Source organism: Pusillimonas sp. MFBS29 (assembly GCF_020687695.1).
Classification (GTDB): Bacteria; Pseudomonadota; Gammaproteobacteria; order Burkholderiales; family Burkholderiaceae_B; genus Pusillimonas_C.
Map to the genome: position 1 here is coordinate 1 of NZ_JAJEWL010000011.1, position 19,071 is coordinate 19,071.

Consider the following 19,071-nt stretch of genomic DNA (forward strand, 5'->3'; position numbering starts at 1 on the left):
CGGGGTAGAGCGACATTGAGCAAGCCGCAGGCATGGGCTTCGGGCGGGGGCCAAAGGACGCGCTGTCTGAGCCGGAAGCGGGCCGGCGGACCGCGCCCCGGCGAGTTCGCGTCCGACCCCGCGCGAAGCCCATGACAAGGGAACCCGCCATCGGCGGGCGCAGCGATAGGAGCGGCACCCCGCACACCTGACTGCACCGTGCAAGAAACCCATACCAGTCACAACACGCACCAGTCAGCGCAAGAAACCCATACCACCCACAACGTGCACCAGCCAGATTAAACGAGCACTCGCTCGATACCGCCGTCGTTGGCCTGGCGCACGTAGTCCTGCATCCAGCTTTCGCCCAGGATATGGCGTGCCATCTCTACCACAATGTAATCGGCATCCATGCCCGTTTCGCCCTCGTAGCGCGACAAACCCTGCAGACAGGACGGACAGGACGTGAGCATCTTGACCTCGCCCTGGTAGCCGTCGGCGCGCAGGGTGGCCGTATTCTTGACCAGCTCTTCCGACTTGCGGAATCGCACCTGCGTGGAAATGTCTGGGCGTGACACGGCCAGTGTGCCTGATTCGCCGCAGCACCTGTCTGTCTTGATAGCCGTTTCACCCACCAGCGACTTGACCGTTTTCATCGGATCCTGCAGCTTCATGGGCGTATGACAAGGGTCGTGATACATATAACGCACGCCTTGAACGCCCTGCAGCTGTATGCCTTTTTCAAGCAGATACTCGTGGATGTCGATCAGACGGCAGCCCGGGAAGATTTTGTCGAACTCGTAGCCGGCCAGCTGGTCGTAGCAGGTGCCGCAACTGACTACCACCGTTTTGATATCGAGGTAGTTCAGCGTGGTCGCCATGCGATGGAACAGCACACGGTTGTCGGTGATGATTTTCTCGGCTTTGTCTGTCATGCCGTTACCGCGCTGCGGATAGCCGCAGCACAGGTAGCCCGGTGGCAAGACTGTTTGTACGCCGGCATGCCAGAGCATGGCCTGAGTGGCCAGACCCACTTGCGAGAACAGCCTTTCAGAGCCGCAGCCCGGGAAGTAGAACACGGCTTCGGTGTCGGCCGAAGTGGCCGACGGATTGCGGATGATCGGTATGTATTCGGCGTTTTCGATGTCCAGCAGCTTGCGTGCGGTTTGCTTGGGCAGGCCGCCAGGCATCTTCTTGTTGATGAAGTGTATGACCTGTTCGCGTATGGGTGCCTTGCCGACTGTGGCGGGTGGCTGTCCGACTTGCTTTTTCGAAGGGGATGCGAGCACATCGTGGGCCAGTCGCTGGGCTTTGTAGCCCACGTCTATCATGGCTTTGCGGGTCGTCTTGATCACGCGCGGATCTTTGGCGTTCAGGAAGAACATCGCCGCGGTTGTGCCCGGATTGAACGACTTCTTGCCCATGCGGCGCAAGAGGGCGCGCATCTCCATCGAGACGTCGCCAAAATCAATATCGACCGGACAGGGGTTGTAGCACTTGTGGCAAACCGTGCAGTGATCGGCCACGTCTTCGAACTCTTCCCAGTGCTTCAGGCTGACGCCGCGACGGGTTTGCTCTTCGTACAGGAAGGCCTCGATCAGCAGCGAGGTGGCCAGGATCTTGTTGCGCGGCGAGTAAAGCAGATTGGCGCGCGGCACGTGGGTGGCGCATACCGGCTTGCATTTGCCACAACGCAGGCAATCTTTGATGGCGTGGGAAATCGAGCCGATTTCACTGCGTTGCATGATCAGTGATTCGTAGCCCAGCAGGTTGAAGCTGGGCGTCCAGGCGTGGCGCAGGTCGGCGCCAGGCAGGAGCTTGCCGGCGTTGAAGCGACCGGTGGGGTCGACGCGCTGTTTGTATTCCTGGAAGGGGGCCAGCTCTTCTTCTGTAAGGAACTCGTACTTGGTCAATCCAATACCGTGTTCACCTGAAATCACGCCATCGAGGTCGCGGGCGATCTGCATGATGCGCGCAACGGTTTCGTTGGCTTCGCGCAGCATGCCGTAGTCGTCGGAGTTGACCGGAATGTTGGTGTGCACGTTGCCGTCGCCTGCATGCATGTGCAGGGCCACGAATACGCGGCTCTTCAATATGCGATCGTGTGTAGCCTGGATTTCGGCCAGTACGGCGGCGCAATCTGCACCCGCGAAGTAGCGTTCCATCGGCGTACGCACTTCGGTCTTCCAGGAAACACGCAGGGTGTGATCCTGAACCAGATCGAAGACGGTTGCATCGGGTTGTTGCGCCAGACGCTCGTTCAGTACGGGCTCGAGGTCGTGCAGGCCCAGGTTCAGCAGTGGCTGCAGGGCTTGCTGCAGCGGCATGTCAAGATTGTTCAGCAGCCACGACCAGCGGGCGCGCACGGCTTGCAGGCAAAGGACCGCATCGTGTGTGCGCTCGGCCAGGATTTCTTCACGAGTGTGCTCGGCATCGTCGTGGTCTTCGCTTTTGCCTATGGGCAGTTCGCCCTGCAGAAAGTGTTCCAGCGCGTCTAGCAGGCTCAGTTTGTTGCGGGTGGACAGTTCTATATTGATGCGCTCGATGGCATCGGTATATTCGCCCATGCGGTCAAGCGGGATGACCACGTCTTCGTTGATCTTGAACGCGTTGGTGTGGCGGGCGATTGCCGCCGTGCGGGCGCGGTCCAGCCAGAATCGTTTGCGCGCTTCGGCGCTGACTGCCACAAAGCCTTCGCCATGGCGGGTATTGGCCAGTCGCACCACTTCGCTGGCAGCCAGGGCCACGGCGTCGGGGTCATCGCCCACAATATCACCGATGAGCACCATTTTGGGCATGCCGCCGCGCTTGCTCTTGGTGGCGTAGCCCACAGCGCGCAGATATCGTTCGTCCAGATGTTCCAGACCTGCCAGGAGTGCGCCCTGGGCGCGCCCTGGGCCGTCAAGGTATTCCTTGATCTCGACTATGGACGGCACGGCATTGCGTGCCTGCCCGAAAAACTCCATACAGACGGTGCGTGTATGGGCCGGCATCCGATGCAGTATCCAGCGCGCCGAGGTAATCAGGCCGTCGCAGCCTTCCTTCTGCACGCCAGGCAGGCCGGCCAGGAATTTGTCGGTAACGTCTTTGCCCAGTCCGGCCTTGCGAAAGCGTGCGCCTTCGATCACCAGGGTTTCACTGCGCAGCAATACGGCACCCGGCGCGGCGTTGCCGTCGAACCATTTGAGTTCGAAACGGACCTGTTCAGCGTCGTGTATCTTGCCCAGATTGTGTTCCAGGCGGGTTACCTCGAGCCAGTTGCCATCGGGGTCGACCATGCGCCACCAGGCCAGGTTATCGAGTGCGGTGCCCCAGAGCACTGCTTTCTTGCCACCGGCGTTCATGGCTACGTTGCCGCCCACACAGGATGCGTCGGCAGAGGTTGGGTCTACGGCAAAGACCTGGCCAGCGGCTTCGGCAGCTTCGGCCACGCGGCGAGTCACTACGCCTGCGCCGGTCAGTACGGTGTGAACAGGTTCGCTGACGCCGGGAAGCTGTGTGGCTTCGACGGCGGCGATGCTGTCGAGTTTCTCGGTGTTTATGACGGCCGATTGCGCGCTCAGGGGAATGGCGCCGCCCGTGTAGCCTGTGCCGCCTCCGCGTGGAATGATGGTCAGGTCCAGCTCTATGCAGCCACGCACCAGGGCCGCGATTTCGTTTTCGCTATCGGGCGTGAGTACGACAAAGGGATATTCGACGCGCCAGTCGGTGGCATCGGTTACATGGGAAACACGTGACAGGCCATCGAACTTGATGTTGTCTTTATGTGTGATGCGCCCCAGGCGCTTGAGAATTTTCTTGCGCAGGTCGCGCGTTGTGGCAAATTCGTGCTCGAAGGCAGCCACGGCGGTGTGGGCCGCGCCCAGCAGGCGGGCGACCTTGTTGTCGCGGGTGCTGACGCTGGCGTCGCGCCGTTTGTCGATTTCGCCCAGCCTGTGCTTCAGGGCCTGCACCAGCATGTGCTGGCGTTTGGGGTTCTCGAGCAGGTCGTCATGCAGATAAGGGTTGCGTTTGACCACCCAGATATCGCCCAGAACTTCGAACAGCATGCGGGCCGAGTGCCCGGTGCGGCGCTCGCTGCGCAACTCAGACAGCAGGTCCCAGGCCTCGGAGCCCAGCAATCGTATGACGATCTCGCGGTCGGCATACGACGTGTAGTTATAGGGGATTTCACGCAGACGCGAAGTGGATGCGGGAGCCTGTGCGGCTAGCAGATGACTGGCAGTGGGGGCGTTCATGACTGGCAAAAAAAGGGGGCCCTTAAAGCGTTAGTGTAAGGGATAAGCCGAAGTTTATCTTGCTCGGAGCGGGCTGTGCTCAGTGCGCTTCCGGAAACAGCCACAGCAAGGCTGCGGTCATGGTCAGGTAGCGCAAGAATTTTCCGATGGCCATATAGAGCACGCAGGGCCAGAAAGGCAGTCGCAGCCAGCCCGCCACGGCGCACAGTGGGTCACCCACTGCGGGCAGCCAGGAAAACAGCAGGGCCGGTGGCCCCATCCGATGCAGCCAATAGCTCACATAGTCATGCCAGCGCCCGCCGGTCTTGGTCTTGGGTTTGTAGGGATGTTTTTCGCGCCAGCGGTCGTAGGCTTTTTCGGCGCCCATGCCCATGGCATAGCTGATGGCTCCGCCTGTGGTGTTGCCCAGGGTGGCCACAAGCACGGCGGGCCAGAACATGTCGGCGGCCAGCTTGATGTAGCCGAAGACGGCCGGCTCAGAGCCCAGGGGGAGCAGGGTGGCCGAGAGCAGGCTGACAAGGAAAATTGCACTTAACCCTACTCGTGGCAATGCCAGGGTAAGGAGCAGCCAATGCACCGATGATTGCAGCCACGCTTCCATAGCGCGCTAGTGTAGCGCAGCGCAGGCCTTGCGCTATGGTATTCTGTTTTCTTGTCTTTTCTTACATTTTTGGCCGTCCGGCCGACCCGCACCCCTCTTGTCATATGTCTACAGACTATCTAAAGCGCATCCTGACGTCCAAGGTATACGACGTCGCTGTCGAGACGCCTCTTGATTTTGCCCCACAGGTTTCAGCACGTATACACAATCAGGTTTATTTGAAGCGTGAAGATACCCAGGCCGTATTCAGTTTCAAGCTGCGCGGCGCCTATAACAAGATGGCCAACCTGAGCCCGGCCGAGCTCAAGCACGGGGTGATTGCGGCGTCGGCGGGCAACCATGCACAAGGTGTTGCGCTGTCTGCACGCAAGCTTGGCTGCCGCGCCGTCATCGTCATGCCGGTGACATCGCCTCAGGTGAAGGTGGATGCGGTACGAAGGTTTGGCGGCGAAGTCGTACTGATGGGCGAAAGCTTTACCGACGCGTACGAGCATGCGAAGGTGCTCGAAGCCAAGGAAAAGCTGACCTTTGTTCACCCCTTTGATGATCCCTATGTCATTGCAGGCCAGGGCACGATAGGCATGGAAATCCTGCGCCAGCGTCCTGGTCCCATCGATGCCATCTTCCTGGCCATAGGCGGGGGCGGTCTGATCGCGGGGGTGGCGGCCTATATCAAGCAGTTGCGCCCCGAAATCAAGATTATCGGTGTGCAGACCGTTGACTCCGATGCGATGGTGCGCAGCGTGCAGGCTGGCCGGCGCGTCACCCTTGGCGATGTAGGCCTGTTTTCCGACGGCACGGCAGTCAAGCAGGTGGGCAAGGAAAACTTCAGACTGGTGCGCGAGTACGTCGATGACTTTGTGCTGGTCGATACCGATGCCATTGCCGCCGCAATCAAAGACGTATTCCAGGATACGCGCAGCGTGCTTGAACCCGCTGGTGCCCTGGCGCTGGCGGGCGCCAAGCGCTACGCCATGCAGAACAAGTGGAAGGACAAGCATCTTGTGGCGGTCACCAGCGGCGCCAACATGAACTTCGACCGCTTGCGTTTCGTGGCCGAGCGGGCCGATGTCGGCGAGGCGCGCGAAGCCTTGTTCGCGCTGACCATACCTGAACAGCGCGGCAGCTTCCTGCGCTTGTGTGCAGCGGTCGGCAGCCGCAGCGTCACTGAATTCAACTACCGGATTTCGGATTCCGAGCAGGCACATGTTTTTGTGGGCCTGCAGATCAACGCCGAGGCCGAGATCGAAAAGCTGGCCACCAGCTTTCGCAAGAAAGGTTTTTCCACGCTGGATCTGACCGGCAACGAGATGGCCAAGACGCATTTGCGCTACATGGTGGGTGGCCATTCCGACCTGGCCAAGCATGAGCTGCTGTTCCGCTTTGAATTTCCCGAGCGGCCGGGGGCACTGATGAAATTCCTGGGCGAGATGAGTCCGGGCTGGAATATCAGTCTGTTCCATTACCGCAACCAGGGGGATGATTACGGACGCATTCTGGTGGGCATACAGGTGCCGCCTGAAGACAAGAAAGAGTTCAAGGCCTTCCTGGATGGACTGGGATATCCGTACTGGAACGAAAGTGACAACCCGGCCTATCGACTCTTCCTCTAGGGATGTGCAGTCATACCAGCCCCGCCTGGGGCTGGAGATGGAAATGGTGGTGGCCGATGCCCGCAGCGGTGCCAGCCTGCCGGTAAAAAAGTACTTTGATGCCCTGCTCGAAATCAAGCGGGCGCGTGGCCTGACTTGCTCTCAGGCCTTCCTTGACGGGCGCTGTGTGGCGGTGCACACGCCATTGGCCGAATGCGGGCTGGACAATGGTTTTAACCTGCTGGAAACCGCCCTGGTGCCCGTACAGGGCGGCGTGGGCGGGCTCGATCGCCTGGCGCAGCTGGCTCATCAGGAGCTGACCGACACCCTGCAAGCCTTGCAGGCGGATGGCGCCTGCATATTGAACGTTGCACAGCATCCGGCCTGCGCACGCAGCCGCAGCTGGTATGAAGACACTTGCGTTCCCCGACCCATCTATCGCGAACTGCGGGAGCACCGTGGCTGGCACCATTGGGAAGGCATCGATGCCAAGGCGCAGAATGGTGCGAACACCTCGGTGCCGGTCGGGCAGGCGGTGCGCGCCCTGAATGTGGCCGTTGCACTGGCGCCGACCAGCATAGCGCTGTTTGCCAACAGCCCGCTGGAATCCGGGGTGCGAACCGGCTACAAGGAAAATCGCATGACGCTGTGGTCCAGGGTATTCGGGCCGTCGCGGTTTCCCGGCGACCTGTTCCTGAGCACCTATCCAGACCGGGCCTTTCATGACCTGGCCGATTTCTTCAACTGGATGTTCGGACCCGGGACGGTGACGCGCGGCCTGCCCATGAGCTTGTCGTATGACTACAAGTCGGTGCCGGTTGTGATCCTGGATGCCGATCCCAGCCTGCTTGAGTTTCTGCATGCCAGGCAGTGGACCGGACGACGGACGGATAACGGACTGGCGGTCACGCTGCAGCCTCAGGCCCAGCATTTTGTGTATTCGCAGATAGGTCAGTTTCTGGATGCACGGCTGCGTTATCGCATGGATCAACTGCCGGCGCTGCAGGACGTCCTGCATGCCTGGCGCCAGGATGGCGGGCTGGAGGCCCTTTTTGCTGCGTACGGGGCGCAGCTTTATATCGAGGCGCGTGCTCCTGGAGCGGGTTTTGCCGACCAGGCCTTGCTTGATGCCGCAGGACCGGACATTGCGCGCAGCATGCTTGTGTCGCCCACTGCCTTGCAGGCTGGCTTGCTGGGTAATCTGGATCAGGCCTGGCAACTGGTGAACGACGTGGGCTGGAAGCAATTGGGTGAGTTGCGGCTGGTCGCCATGCGGGCCGGCCTTGAGGACGACCGGGTCTGCGCCTTGTGTGCCGATGTGCTGGCCGTGGCCAGGGCCGGGTTGCCGCCACAAGACGTTCACTGGCTGGCGTATCCGGAGTTCGTGCAGGACGAAAGACGTTGTGCGGCAGACCGGCTGCTGGACACATGGACGGCGGCAGGCCGCTCGGAGCAGGCGCGGCTGGCAGCCGTGCTGGACAGGCACTGTGCCTTGCATCCGCAGCAGTTTTCCTGGCGTAGCAGCCTGTCTGCCACCTTCTGATGAAAGACCGCGCGAAAACCATCCTGATGTCATGGTTATCCATGATTGAATACTTCTTGTATCGTTAAGTAATATTTCGTAATCCTGTTCAGGATCGGGGCTTCCTGGTTACATCCCCCGCAGCATCACTCCCTTCATCTTGTAATTCTCACGTTGTACGCTGTCTTTACTGGAGCTTGTTATGGTTGCATCTAGCGTGTTTGATCCGGAGTTTTACCTGAAGCAAAACCCTGATGTCGCGGAGGCTGTTCACAACGGCTGGATGACGGCACTCAGTCATTTCGAACAATATGGCATGTCGGAAGACCGCTCGCCATTTTCCTTGTTCAATGCCGAATACTATCTGGCCCAGAATCCCGACGTGGCTGCGGCGGTCAAGCTCGGCCACATATCTGCCGTCCAGCATTTCATGCTGTATGGCTCCACCGAGGTACGCGATTTCGGTCCCTTGTTCGACGTGCAGTCTTATCTTGACGCGAACCCCGATGTGGCCGCCGCAGTCGAGCAAGGCCAGTTATCTCCTTTACAGCATTTTCTGGCGTATGGCGTGGCCGAAGCACGCGATCTGGGTAATGGCGTGAATCTGGCCGAGTTCGACCAGGACCCCGTTTTTTCCGCCGCCGTGGCGGCCGGAGACCTGCAGGGGGCGGTTGAGCGACTGGGCGACGTTATACCCTTTTTGCCGAGTTTCATCGCACCCACAGGCTGGCAAGTCGTACCCATAGACACCCTGACCGACCAGGACTTCGTATTGCCGGCCTGGATGGGACCGGGGGTGGTTGATCTTATCCAGGATCTGCAAAGCAAGATCGTTACGTCGGGCCTGGTGGATCCTGAAAATCTGAATCCTGACGGCACTGTTAAAGACCCGTCCGAGCTGGTTGAACTGGTCATCGACCATTTCGGCGGCCCCGGCGCTGTAGATATTATTGGCGACTTGACCGGCGGGTTTGATATCCCCATGGGCTAGGAGCGTGGGCTGGTGCCCGCGTTCCCCCGCACGGGCGCCATGCACCCGTGCGCCCTTCAGCGCCTCGATTCGTAGACTTCATCGGCAGCCAGCAAAATGTCTACGGGTGGATCAAAGCCTATGATGCGCGCCGTGCCCAGATTCAGTGCAATCTTGGGCGGATCAACCCACAACTGACTAAGCTGCCGGGGCTTGGCCCCGTTCAGTACACGCGCAATGGTTTCGGCATGGAACAGGCCCACATACGATAAGTCTGCCTGGGCCAGGCTAAGCAGGATGCCCTGTTTTACGTCTCTTGAGCCCGCCATGGAAAAGCTGGGAATCTTGGCTTTTTCAAGTATCTGGGCCAGTGCCCTGATCGACGTTGATGTCACTCCACGATGCGTAGTCACATAGACGGCGTCTACATTCTGGTCGGCAAGCTGCTGATAGCATTGCAAGGCGTTGTCTATGGCCTGCTCGGTCGTCATGCTGTTTGATTGCGCATGGCAATGCCTGATCTTGAAGCCCAGTTCCTGCCCGACTTGCTCGACGGCCGCAACCGCGCCATAGCTTCGCCCGGCCTCGCTGTCTTCATAAACAATGCCCAATTCCTTGAACGGCACGATTTCATGGAAAAGCCTGACCTGGCGCTGGTAACGCTCGGGCTCTATGCGGGTGTGCAGGTTGTCGCGACCGCTGTCGGTGGCGCTGTCGGAAATCTTTGCCGCCAGCGGATCGCTGGTCGAACCGACGATAGTGGGAACGGGCGGGCCCAGGGCACGAAGGTCCTGGCCGGCCCAGGTGCCCATGGCGATGATCAGGTCGATGTCGTGTTGCTGCTCGATGCGTGCGGCTATCGCCTCCCGCATGGGGGCGCGCTGCTCGGCATCGAAATTGCCCGGCTGCCACCAGGCATCGGGTACGAGCTCGAGATAGGTGCTTTGTGTGTGCCGGCCCAACCATATCCACAGGTCGTGTCCGCTCACGCCTTCAGGCATGTCGTCATCCAGGGTCAGCCAGCCCAGGCGCTGCAGACCCTGGATGACCGCAGCCAGCGTTGCCGGGTAATCAGCATATTCACCGCTTTCCACGTAAGCTATGCGCCAGCGCGTGCCGTCGGCCTTCTTGATGGGAGTGGTCTGGAACAGTTGGCTTGCGCCTTCAGACGCTGTTGCATCGGGTGCCGTTGCCTTGGCGGCTGATGCGGGCAGGGTCGTGGTGCACAGGCCCAGGGTGATGATTGCATAGGCAATGAGGCGTGAAATCATGATGCTGCCCTTTTTGCTGCGATGACGGTGATGTCGTCGGATTGGTCGGTACCGTTGGCATGCCGGCGCACATTGTCGATCAGTGCCATCGTGGTGTCTTGCGCGCCGGCAGGCGGCCTGTTGGCCAGGAAGTCGTACAGCCTGGGATCGCCATAGAGCCGGCCCTGGGGATCCAGTGCTTCGGTCACGCCGTCGGTGTAGCCCAGCACCATTTCCCCGGGCTCAAGCCGGGTTGAAAGCAGGCGGTAGGGCAGGCCTTCCTGGACGCCGCAGGCCGGCCCGCTGCGGCCTTCGAGCATGCGCAGACGGCCATCGGTTTGCAGCACACACAGCGGTGGATGGCCGCCATTGGACCACGACAATTCACCGGTTTCCAGATCAAGGACGGCCACCACCAGTGTCACGAACATCATGTTGGGGTTATTTTCGGCCAGGCTGTTGTTGACCCTTTCCATGAGACGGGCCGGGTCGGTTTCATCTTCGGCGCATGCCCTGATGAGGGTACGTGTGACCGCCATGAACAGGGCCGCAGGCACGCCCTTGTCGGACACATCGCCGATGGCGAAACACAGCTTGCCGTTACTGAGCAGGAAGTGGTCGTAGAGGTCGCCGCCGACTTCCTTGGCCGGCAGCATGGTGGCATACAGGTCGACTTTCTTGAGAATCTCGTTGCCGGGCGGCCCTGGCAACAGGCCCATCTGTATGGTGTGCGCAATGCTCAGTTCGCTTTCCAGGCGCTCACGGCTGGATGTTTCGCGCAACAGGCGGGAGACGTTCTCGCGCAGTTGCTGATCCATGTAGATGAAGGTCGAGGCCAGGCGGCCGACCTCGTCTGGTTGTTTGGCGGGCAAACGCGCAATGTGTTCGGGAATGTCGGCTGCGGCGCCCAGATCCTGTTCGGGCAGCTTGCGTGCGAACAGGCTGAGCTGCTGCAGGGGCCGGGTGATGCGTGCGGACAGCGCCCAGGCCACCATCAGGGATATCAGCAATATGGCCAGGAAGATAACGACCAGCCGGTTGAGCAGCCTGGTAGCCGGCCGGGTGAGGTCGTCGTTGGGAACGGCGGCGACAATGGTCCATCCCAGCGGCTTGAAGTAGGCCGCGCCCATGCTCCAGCCATTGGCCTGTTTGGGTCCGCGGAAATCAAACGTGGTGATCTCGCCCGTGGCCGGCACGTTCTTGAGCATGGCCTGCAACGTGGCTGCGCTGCTGTGATCCTGCCTGGAGAGCAGGTCGGATTGCCCGTCGGGCAACGGGGTCACCAGTTCCCCGTCGTCTTCCATGATGAAAGCAAAGCCGGTATCGGCCAGGCGCAGGGACATCAATGCCTCGCGCACGGCCGTTTCCATTTCTTCGCGGCGGCGATCGAACTGACTGGATATGGCGGCGGCATTGTCAGTGATGGCAAAGACCCAGTCCCAGGGTTCGAAGTAGGAAAAGTAGGCGTAGCGCAATTCACTCTTGCCGTCGGAATGGGCGATGGGCCAGCGGTAGATGGCGAAACTCTGGCCGGTCGTGCGGGCTTCTTCATAGGCGGAAGCCGCCAGGGGACGCCCTTTGAAGTCTTGCAGGCCGGACAGGTTCACGCCCACGAGTGCAGGTTCGCCGCTGGCAATGACCTGGAAGCTGCTGTCGAAGACGAAGCCGAAGCGCTGTTCGCTGTCGGAAAGCTGGCTGATCCAGGACTTTGCCAGATTCTGGGCCTGCCCGGGGTCGAGCAGGCCGTCTTCGACCTGCTTCATGTACATGGCCAGCACGGAGCGAATGGTCCCGCCCAGTTCGACCAGGTGGGCGCGACCATTGCGTACTGTGGTGATTTTGTCGGAAAGCAGGGCGCCCCAGCGTGCCTCGCTGTCGCGCACGAGCAGGTTCAGCACATTCCTGACGGCCTGTTGTTCGCTGGCCACGATGCTGCGGGTCACGTTGCGTTGCGTAACGAGCATGACCGAGACGGCACCCAGAAGCAGTGTCATGCCGACCAGAAGGAAGATCTTGCTGCGCAGCGATGTCAGTCGCATAACGGGCCACTTTATGAAGAAAGTTGAGACGGGGCGCTTGCGTTGGTATGTTTTTGAATTGGATTGTAATTTACTATTGCAGTTTGGTCGTGGCATGTACGGCACGGCGCGCTGCTCGCGGCCATGATGGCACAGTCGGGAACTCGTTGGAACCATAGGCATAGAAGGCATAGTGCAAACATGACCGCTCAGGACCCGGTAATAAAACCAGCCAGACGCCGCCCGCTGCGCGACGTGCTGCTGGCCTGCCTGCTGGTTCTGCTGCTGGCGCAGGCATTGATCGGTTCGCTCAGTCTTTCTGCGCTGAACCGCCTGACCGAAGCCAATACCGCAGAGCGCATAGAGCTGCTGGCCCGGCGCACCTCCTCGCAAATCCAGACGGGCATGGCGCTGGGCAAGCCTCTGAATCAGTTTTTTGGTCTGTCGTCCCTGCTGGATCAGGTCAGTGACCAAGTGCCGGATCTGGTGTCTGCGGGCGTGGTCCTGATTGATGGACGCGAGCTTGCGTCCATCGGCACAGTGCCCAAGGCCGATGCCCTGTTGCGCGCTTTGACTCCTGGGGCAACCGAAACCGGCCGCGCGTTGCGCATGCCTTCGGGGGCTGTCAGGCTGGTTGACGCACAAGGCATACAGGTCGGCATCCCGTTGATGCTGTCCGATGGCAAGCCTGGCGGCATGGTGATCCTGCAGGTCAGGCCCAAAGATACGGGGCTGGGAGGCCTGACGCTGCAGAACCTCAAGGTCCTGGGCCTGACGACGCTGGCGGCTGCGCTGTTGCTGGCCGTCATCTTCCGCTATGCCATGCCGCTGCATGAGCTGGCAGCGGCCGGCAAGACGCGTCTGCTGATTCCATTGGTCGTGCTGATGCTGGCCCAGGGCGCATACGCGGCCTATACCATCAACAGCTTTCGGGATGCCTGGATACAGGTTACGCAGGACAATACCCGGATGCTCGGCCAGGGCCTGCAGCACGACCTGAACCGGGTGCTTGGTTATGGTATTGCACCTGCGTCATTGCGGGGCGTGGAGCGGCCCATGGCACGTCTGGCTGCATCGTTTCCGGTCATCGCCGAGCTGCGCCTGCTCGATGCCCAAGGACAGCTATTGAATCGGGCCGACGCGCAGGGCGCCTTGCCGGTGCACGATGCCGCACAGCTTGAGCAAGCCCTTGATTTCCCGCTCAGTGCCGACGGCCGCGGGCCCGGCCTGGCGACGTTGCAGATAGGGCTGGATGCCGGACAACTGGCGGCAGGCGTACGGGCACGCATACTGGATGCCGCCACTGTGGTCGCCGTTGCCATGGTGGCGGCAGTCGAGCTGTTGCTGTTGCTGACGCTGCTCATGGACCGCGCTTTTTCCGCCCGGGTGCGTGGCAAGGCGGGCGAGCCCATGGGGCTGGACGATCAAAGCCGCGTCGGTGCCATTGTGCGGCCCGTGATGTTTGGCTTTCTGTTTGCCATGGCGCTGCCGCTCAGCTTTCTGCCCATCTATGCCAGGTCCTTGCTGGACACTGCCCAGTCGGCCCAGGGCGCCGAACTCCTCATGGCTTTGCCCATTGCCGTCGAGATGGCTTGTGGTTTACTGACCGCCTTGCTGGCCGGACGCCTGACCGACAGGCGCGGCTGGCAGTGGCCGGTGCTGACCGGCTTGCTGGTGGCGGTGCTGGGCAATCTGCTGTGCGCGCAGGCAGGAACCCTGACGTCATTCACGTGGGCCAGGGGTATGGTGGGCCTGGGCTACGGGCTGACCTGGATGGGCTTGCAGGGTTTTATCGTCGTACAAAGTCCGCCGGCCTATCGGGGCCGAAACATGGCCACTGTCATTGCAGGCCTGTTTGCCGGCCATCTGTCGGGGGCGGCGGTAGGGGCGATGCTGGCGCAGCAGGTGGGAGCGTCCACGGTCTTTATCATAGGGGCCGGCCTGCTGATCCTGCCGGCGCTGGGTGTGCGTGCCCTGATGTGGCCCTATCGGCAGCATCCTGTACGGTCAGCTGTCGGCTTGGTCAGCACACCCATCCTGCATTCGTGGCGGGCGGCCGGAAAACTGCTGGCGACACGCGATTTCGGCGTGTTGCTTGCAGGCTGCATCATTCCCTTTTCAATTGCCCAGGTTGGCCTGCTCACCTATGCCCTGCCTTTGTATATGGATGCGCAAGGGGCAGGCTCGGCCAGTGTCGGCCGCATACTGATGCTTTACGGGCTTTGCGTCATTTACATCGGACCCTGGATGGGACGCATGGCCGACCATAGCGCGAATAAAAAGAGCTGGATCGTGCTGGGCGGCCTGATCGGCAGCGCCGGATTGCTCAGCATGTATTTCTTCAGCGGCGTGATGGCGGCCGGCGCGGCGGTTGTCCTGCTGGCGGTGGCCAGTTGCCTGGCCGGCGGCGCACAGACGGCCTATATGCTGTCGCTGGATAACGTCCAGCGCTATGGCGCGGGTGGCGCAACCAGCGTCATGCGGGCTGCCGACAAGTTCGGCCAGATGCTGGGCCCGCTGCTGGTAGGAGGGTTGTTTGCGTCGGTGGGCATATCCGGGGGGCTGGCCCTGACGGGCGTGTTCTATCTGCTGGCAACTTTGCTCTTCCTGCTGGTCGCTCCCAGGCTGGTCAGCCCACCGGCTGACGCGGCACCTGCGCAGTAAGCGCTGTGCACAACTGGGCGGGAATGGTATTGGCTTTGACAGCAACAGTTTCTACCGGCAGACCTGCGGCGCCCCATAACGTTACCAGGGAACCTGTTGCGATATCCGGATGCCGGCTCAGGTCTATGGTCAGCGTGTCCATTGAGATCCGGCCGACTATCGTGGCCGGTCGCCCGTCGGCCAGAACGATGCAGCCATCGGACAATCCGCGCGGATAGCCGTGGGCATAGCCGCAGCGCACCAGTCCTATGCGCATTTCACGATTTGCCCGAAAAGTTGCGCCATAGCCCAGTGACTCGCCGGCTTGCAGGGTGTGAACGGCATAGATGGGCGCCTGCAGTGTCATGGCCGGGCGCAGGCCCAGGTCATGGCCGGTCAGGCTCGCAATGGGGCTGACGCCATACAGGGCAATGCCGCTGCGCACCCAGTCGGTGCTTGCCGCTGCAGCCGGATCAGACAGCAAGGCAGCCGAGTTCTCGGTACACACCGGGCCGGGCAGGCCGGCGACCAAACTCTGGAATGCCTGTCGTTCCTCGCGCAGCGGCTGGTTTTCTTCTGCGATGGCGTAATGCTGGAAATGGCCCAGTCCGGCCAGACCGCCACGCTGCAGATCGTTGCACAATAATGCGTAGATGGTTTGGTAGTCTGCTCCGGTCAGGCCTGCATGGTTCAGCCGGCCCCGGTAGCGTAGCCAGACATGCGGGACACAGGGAGGACGCAGGAACTGCAGGATGCCCAGCTGTTGCGGGTCGTCAATAATAAGGTGCAGTGGATACAGGGCGGGATCTTCAAGCATGGCAGGCGAGCACTGCACACTCATGGCAAGTATGGGGCCGGTCCAGCCCATACGACGGCAGCGCCGGGCTTCATCCAGTGTGAGCACCGCCAGGCCGTCGGCGCCGCTCAGTCCCGGGTAAGCCAGTTCCAGGGTGTGGCCATAGGCATCGGCCTTGGCGACGGCCCAGATCCGGGGGGAAGATTGCGGCGCGGGCCGGGCCAGCAACTGGCGCAGCCGCTTCAGGTTATGGCTGATCGCACTGTGGTCTATCAGGGCCACGGGCGAGCCGCAAGCGCCGGCGAAATGGGCTTTGACGGAGTGGGGTCCAGTCATTTGCGGTACCCCGTCAGTTTTCAACAGGGTCGATGGCGGCGACCAGGCGCAGATGATTGTGCTGCTCTGTTCTGTGGTACTGAATGTCTTGCAGATAATGTCGCATCAGGCGCAGGCCATGCCCGCCGATGCCGGTTTCATCAAGGGTTGCAGCCAGGGGCGCAGCGGCTTGCGCTGTTGGATCGAAGGGCAGGCCATTGTCGATGATGTCCAGCATGATGTTTGAGGCCTCGTGCATGAGCACCAGCCTGATGTGGGGTTGGCCCGTATGGTCTTTGAAACCGTGCAGCGCCACATTGGTCAGGGCTTCATCAAGACAAAGCTTCAGTTTATGGGCAGTGCGTCGCGGCCACCGCAGCTGTTCGGCGATGGATTCCAGCCAGGCCAGAGCCTGAGTGCTGGCATCGTGGTCGGGTACGAGAGACAGCGTGGCGATGGTTTCCATGGACGTTCTTTAAACAAGCTTTGAGGCTAATGGTCAAAATGTAATCTAAGGTAAGCATTTTTGCCATTGCTGCCTGTGCTGATGCGATCGGCCATGCGCTTGAGCAATACGCCTGGAAGGGTCGCCATGGCACGATCCAGGGCAGCATCGAAGTCCGGACCATCAAAGTCCAGCAGGCTGTCATGTGCGGGGGTGGCTTGCGCGCCCAGTTGCAGCGGCGCTCCACTGTGGCTGAGTTCCAGATCAAAATTGAATTCATCGAAACTGCCCTGAATGGACAGCAGCCGGCGACTGCTGTCGGCCTGCAGGGCTTCGGTGGCTTCCAGGGCTGCCATGGCCGCCCTGCGGATCACTTCGCGCCGGGCGCTCCAGCCGGCGCCATGCTGTTCCACGAAATCCACGGCCTGTCGCGCCAGGGTGGCAGGATCGCTTGCCGGATCTATCTGCATCCGCACGCGTCTGGATGTTCCCAACCGGAAAAGGAGGTTCAGGATGATGGCAGTCAGACCGGCAACAATAATGCCGTTCTTGAGTACGAACTGTATGGATACGGGTGCCAGCTCGGCCAGCGCCGGCACGAACATGGTGCCCACGCCCGCGATAAACGACAGGCCCACCAGAAAGATGCCGCGTGAGTCCATGGCGCGTGATGCAATGAGCTCTATGCCCGACACGATCAGGTATGCCGCAGCGTATAGTTCGACGGCACCGATGACCGAGGTGGGAATCAAGGTCAGTGCCAGTGAAACTTGCGGCAGAAAGGACGCCAGCAGCAACAAGGCGGCAGTCATGACGCCAATCCAGCGAGATGTAGACCGGCTGATGTGTGCCAGGGCGATGTTGGCCGACGAGACGGCGTTGGGGAAGGCTCCCAGCCACGACGCGATGACATTGCCCAGGCCGTTGGCGCGTATGCCTGATCCGGCCAGATTCATGTCGGCCCGACGCCAGTCGTGATCATTCATTTTCTGCAGCAGTACGGCACTGCCGAAAGTGTCCAGCTGCGTCATCAGCGAAAGCAGGCCAACGGCAAAGAGCACCCCCAGGTCGATTTCGAATGCCGGCATGTGCAGGCTGGGCAGGCCGAAGATCGGTGTATGGGCAAGCTGCTCTGTGCCTTCGATTTCGCCAAGCAGTGCAGTCAGGATGATGCCGACAATCAGCCCCGACAGCAGGGCCAGCAGCTTGACTCGCTGGGAGCCCCAGATTGACATGACAACGATGATGGCCAATGTGATCAGGCCGACAGCCGTATCCGTCAGATTGATGGTGTTGTTGCTGCCCATGTTGGTAGTGTGCAGCACGGCAGGCTCGATCAGGGATAATCCGGCCACGCAAATCACTATGCCTGCCACCGCTGGAGGAAAGACCGACCGCAGTCGCGGAATGATGTAGCCGGCCCCCATGGCAACACTGCCGTTGACCAGGCCTATCAGCACCAGTGCGCCCAGGCCGTATTCGGCCGTCGCCAATCCCACGATTACGACCAGCAGAGGGTCGGGCATATGAACGATCAGGGCGCGTGCGCCAAACGGCTTGCCCCATGACTGCAGGAATGTCGCGATGGCCATGCCAATGATCGTGGCAGTCACCATGCTTCGTGTGGTGTCGGGGTCCAGCCCTCCGATTTTTGCCGAAGCCAGCACGTAGGCAATCAGGGCCAGTGCCGTCGCCATATGCTGGAGCGCCAGTCCGCCCAGCGCAACGCCAGGTACTTTTTCGTCGGCCGAGTAAAGCAGGTCGGCAGGACGCTTGACTGCCGGCGAAGGAGGGAGCTTGAACCTGGAGAAAATGGACATGACGCCGTTCATTGTGGGTTGGTTGCAGAAGCCTTGGTCGGTCCGGTGAACCGGGTTCTAGTAATATGGCTTGCCAAGCAAGCAGTCGCTCACGATTACACCCCAAAACATCCTGTTCCTACAAGTAAACAATTGCCCATGGCGCCAGACTGCCTGAATCTGCAGAGAGTGAATGGTCTGCCGGCACTGATGCCGGCAGACCTGTCGGTGCCGCGCGGGTCGGTGCGGACATGGCTGTTTCGGTTTATCGACGATGATCGGCTGCCGGATCAGTTGTTCCGCTTCTTGTCTGCCGACGAGCAGAAGCGTGCCGCAGCGTTCGTCTCGCTGAGCGCCAGAAACCAGTATGTGCAGACCCGTGCCGTCCTGCGTCTGCTGCTCGGCAAGTTTCTGGGCCTTGCGCCTGAGTCATTGGTCTTTGACTACGGCCCCTATGGCAAGCCGTCGCTGCATGCCCATCAGGCCTGCTGTTTCAATGTTGCGCATTCGGGCGACTATGCGCTGCTGGCGTTGTCCGATGGTCTGCAGCTTGGTGTGGATATTGAACGAAGGCGGCACACATCCGATCTGGATGCCCTGGTGCGCATGGTGTTTTCGCCCAACGAGCTACTGGCGTGGGCGGCACTGCACGAGGCGGAGCGGCTGGAAAAATTCTTTTCCATCTGGGCCGCCAAGGAAGCTTTGGTCAAGGCCATAGGTCGTGGCCTGGGTCTGGGCATAGCGGACCTGGATGTCGGTGGCCTGCCGGCCGCCGTTCCGCAAGGCGGCCATCGCCTGCGTGTAGAAGGTTTTGGTGACTGCCGGTTAATGCCCTTGTCTGTGCCGCCGGGCTATGCCGCAGCGCTGGCATTGCACGAACCCGATTGAGCACCGGTGACACCT

Annotated in this window: 12 protein-coding genes; 5 read left to right on the forward strand and 7 right to left on the reverse strand. The window is 60.9% G+C overall.

The features are described from left to right. Positions 1 to 278: 278 nt before the first annotated feature. Positions 279 to 4,217, reverse strand: a complete 3,939-nt coding sequence (locus LKR43_RS14605) for an FAD/FMN-binding oxidoreductase (protein ID WP_227684948.1) — start codon at positions 4,215 to 4,217, stop codon at positions 279 to 281. A gap of 79 nt (positions 4,218 to 4,296) precedes the next feature. Beyond that, positions 4,297 to 4,818, reverse strand: coding sequence for a YqaA family protein (locus LKR43_RS14610; RefSeq protein ID WP_227684949.1), 522 nt, complete (start codon positions 4,816 to 4,818; stop codon positions 4,297 to 4,299). A 104-nt stretch (positions 4,819 to 4,922) separates the two neighbouring features. On the opposite strand from LKR43_RS14610, the gene ilvA reads away from it, so the two are divergent. The 3 genes from ilvA (at position 4,923) to LKR43_RS14625 (ending at position 8,923) form a co-directional block, all read left to right on the forward strand. Continuing rightward, complete coding sequence (ilvA, locus tag LKR43_RS14615; protein ID WP_227684950.1) at positions 4,923 to 6,431, forward strand: threonine ammonia-lyase, biosynthetic; 1,509 nt, start codon at positions 4,923 to 4,925, stop codon at positions 6,429 to 6,431. Next, positions 6,400 to 7,953, forward strand: coding sequence for a glutamate-cysteine ligase family protein (locus tag LKR43_RS14620; RefSeq protein ID WP_227684951.1), 1,554 nt, complete (start codon positions 6,400 to 6,402; stop codon positions 7,951 to 7,953). Before ilvA ends, LKR43_RS14620 begins: the two co-directional genes overlap by 32 nt. Before the next feature lie 181 nt (positions 7,954 to 8,134). Beyond that, positions 8,135 to 8,923: a hypothetical protein gene (locus LKR43_RS14625; RefSeq protein ID WP_227684952.1), complete on the forward strand. Its 789-nt coding sequence runs from the start codon at positions 8,135 to 8,137 to the stop codon at positions 8,921 to 8,923. Between the two features lie 56 nt (positions 8,924 to 8,979). On the opposite strand, the gene LKR43_RS14630 is transcribed toward LKR43_RS14625, so the two are convergent. Both LKR43_RS14630 and LKR43_RS14635 read right to left on the reverse strand, forming a co-directional pair. Then, a complete protein-coding gene (locus LKR43_RS14630; protein WP_227684953.1) occupies positions 8,980 to 10,173 on the reverse strand; it encodes an ABC transporter substrate-binding protein in 1,194 nt (397 codons plus the stop codon). Further along, positions 10,170 to 12,191, reverse strand: a complete 2,022-nt coding sequence (locus LKR43_RS14635) for a SpoIIE family protein phosphatase (RefSeq protein ID WP_227684954.1) — start codon at positions 12,189 to 12,191, stop codon at positions 10,170 to 10,172. The genes LKR43_RS14630 and LKR43_RS14635 overlap by 4 nt, the downstream gene beginning before the upstream one ends. 180 nt (positions 12,192 to 12,371) lie before the next feature. On the opposite strand from LKR43_RS14635, the gene LKR43_RS14640 reads away from it, so the two are divergent. Further along, positions 12,372 to 14,834 carry an MFS transporter gene (locus LKR43_RS14640; protein ID WP_227684955.1) on the forward strand — a complete coding sequence of 821 codons (2,463 nt, stop codon included), beginning with the start codon at positions 12,372 to 12,374 and terminating at the stop codon, positions 14,832 to 14,834. Here LKR43_RS14640 and alr read toward each other — a convergent pair. The 3 genes from alr to LKR43_RS14655 are packed head-to-tail and all read right to left on the reverse strand — an operon-like array spanning position 14,800 to position 18,189. Further along, entirely contained in the window at positions 14,800 to 15,945 is a 1,146-nt protein-coding gene (alr, locus tag LKR43_RS14645) for an alanine racemase (protein WP_227684956.1), read from the reverse strand. The two genes, LKR43_RS14640 and alr, sit on opposite strands and share 35 nt — an antisense overlap. Before the next feature lie 13 nt (positions 15,946 to 15,958). Next, positions 15,959 to 16,390 carry an ATP-binding protein gene (locus LKR43_RS14650; RefSeq protein ID WP_227684957.1) on the reverse strand — a complete coding sequence of 144 codons (432 nt, stop codon included), beginning with the start codon at positions 16,388 to 16,390 and terminating at the stop codon, positions 15,959 to 15,961. A 26-nt stretch (positions 16,391 to 16,416) separates the two neighbouring features. Next, the gene (locus LKR43_RS14655) at positions 16,417 to 18,189 is read right to left on the reverse strand and encodes a uracil-xanthine permease family protein (protein ID WP_227684958.1); all 1,773 of its coding nucleotides are present in this window, start codon (positions 18,187 to 18,189) and stop codon (positions 16,417 to 16,419) included. Positions 18,190 to 18,327: 138 nt separating this feature from the next. On the opposite strand from LKR43_RS14655, the gene LKR43_RS14660 reads away from it, so the two are divergent. Continuing rightward, positions 18,328 to 19,056, forward strand: coding sequence for a 4'-phosphopantetheinyl transferase superfamily protein (locus tag LKR43_RS14660; protein WP_227684959.1), 729 nt, complete (start codon positions 18,328 to 18,330; stop codon positions 19,054 to 19,056). Positions 19,057 to 19,071: the final 15 nt, after the last annotated feature.

Coding starts and splice junctions, on each gene's coding strand:
- LKR43_RS14605 (WP_227684948.1), bottom strand. CDS start 4,217: ATGAACGCCCCCACTGCCAGTCATCTGCTAGCCGCACAGGCTCCCGCA.
- LKR43_RS14610 (WP_227684949.1), bottom strand. CDS start 4,818: ATGGAAGCGTGGCTGCAATCATCGGTGCATTGGCTGCTCCTTACCCTG.
- ilvA (WP_227684950.1), top strand. CDS start 4,923: ATGTCTACAGACTATCTAAAGCGCATCCTGACGTCCAAGGTATACGAC.
- LKR43_RS14625 (WP_227684952.1), top strand. CDS start 8,135: ATGGTTGCATCTAGCGTGTTTGATCCGGAGTTTTACCTGAAGCAAAAC.
- LKR43_RS14630 (WP_227684953.1), bottom strand. CDS start 10,173: ATGATTTCACGCCTCATTGCCTATGCAATCATCACCCTGGGCCTGTGC.
- LKR43_RS14635 (WP_227684954.1), bottom strand. CDS start 12,191: ATGCGACTGACATCGCTGCGCAGCAAGATCTTCCTTCTGGTCGGCATG.
- LKR43_RS14640 (WP_227684955.1), top strand. CDS start 12,372: ATGACCGCTCAGGACCCGGTAATAAAACCAGCCAGACGCCGCCCGCTG.
- alr (WP_227684956.1), bottom strand. CDS start 15,945: ATGACTGGACCCCACTCCGTCAAAGCCCATTTCGCCGGCGCTTGCGGC.
- LKR43_RS14650 (WP_227684957.1), bottom strand. CDS start 16,390: ATGGAAACCATCGCCACGCTGTCTCTCGTACCCGACCACGATGCCAGC.
- LKR43_RS14655 (WP_227684958.1), bottom strand. CDS start 18,189: ATGTCCATTTTCTCCAGGTTCAAGCTCCCTCCTTCGCCGGCAGTCAAG.
- LKR43_RS14660 (WP_227684959.1), top strand. CDS start 18,328: ATGGCGCCAGACTGCCTGAATCTGCAGAGAGTGAATGGTCTGCCGGCA.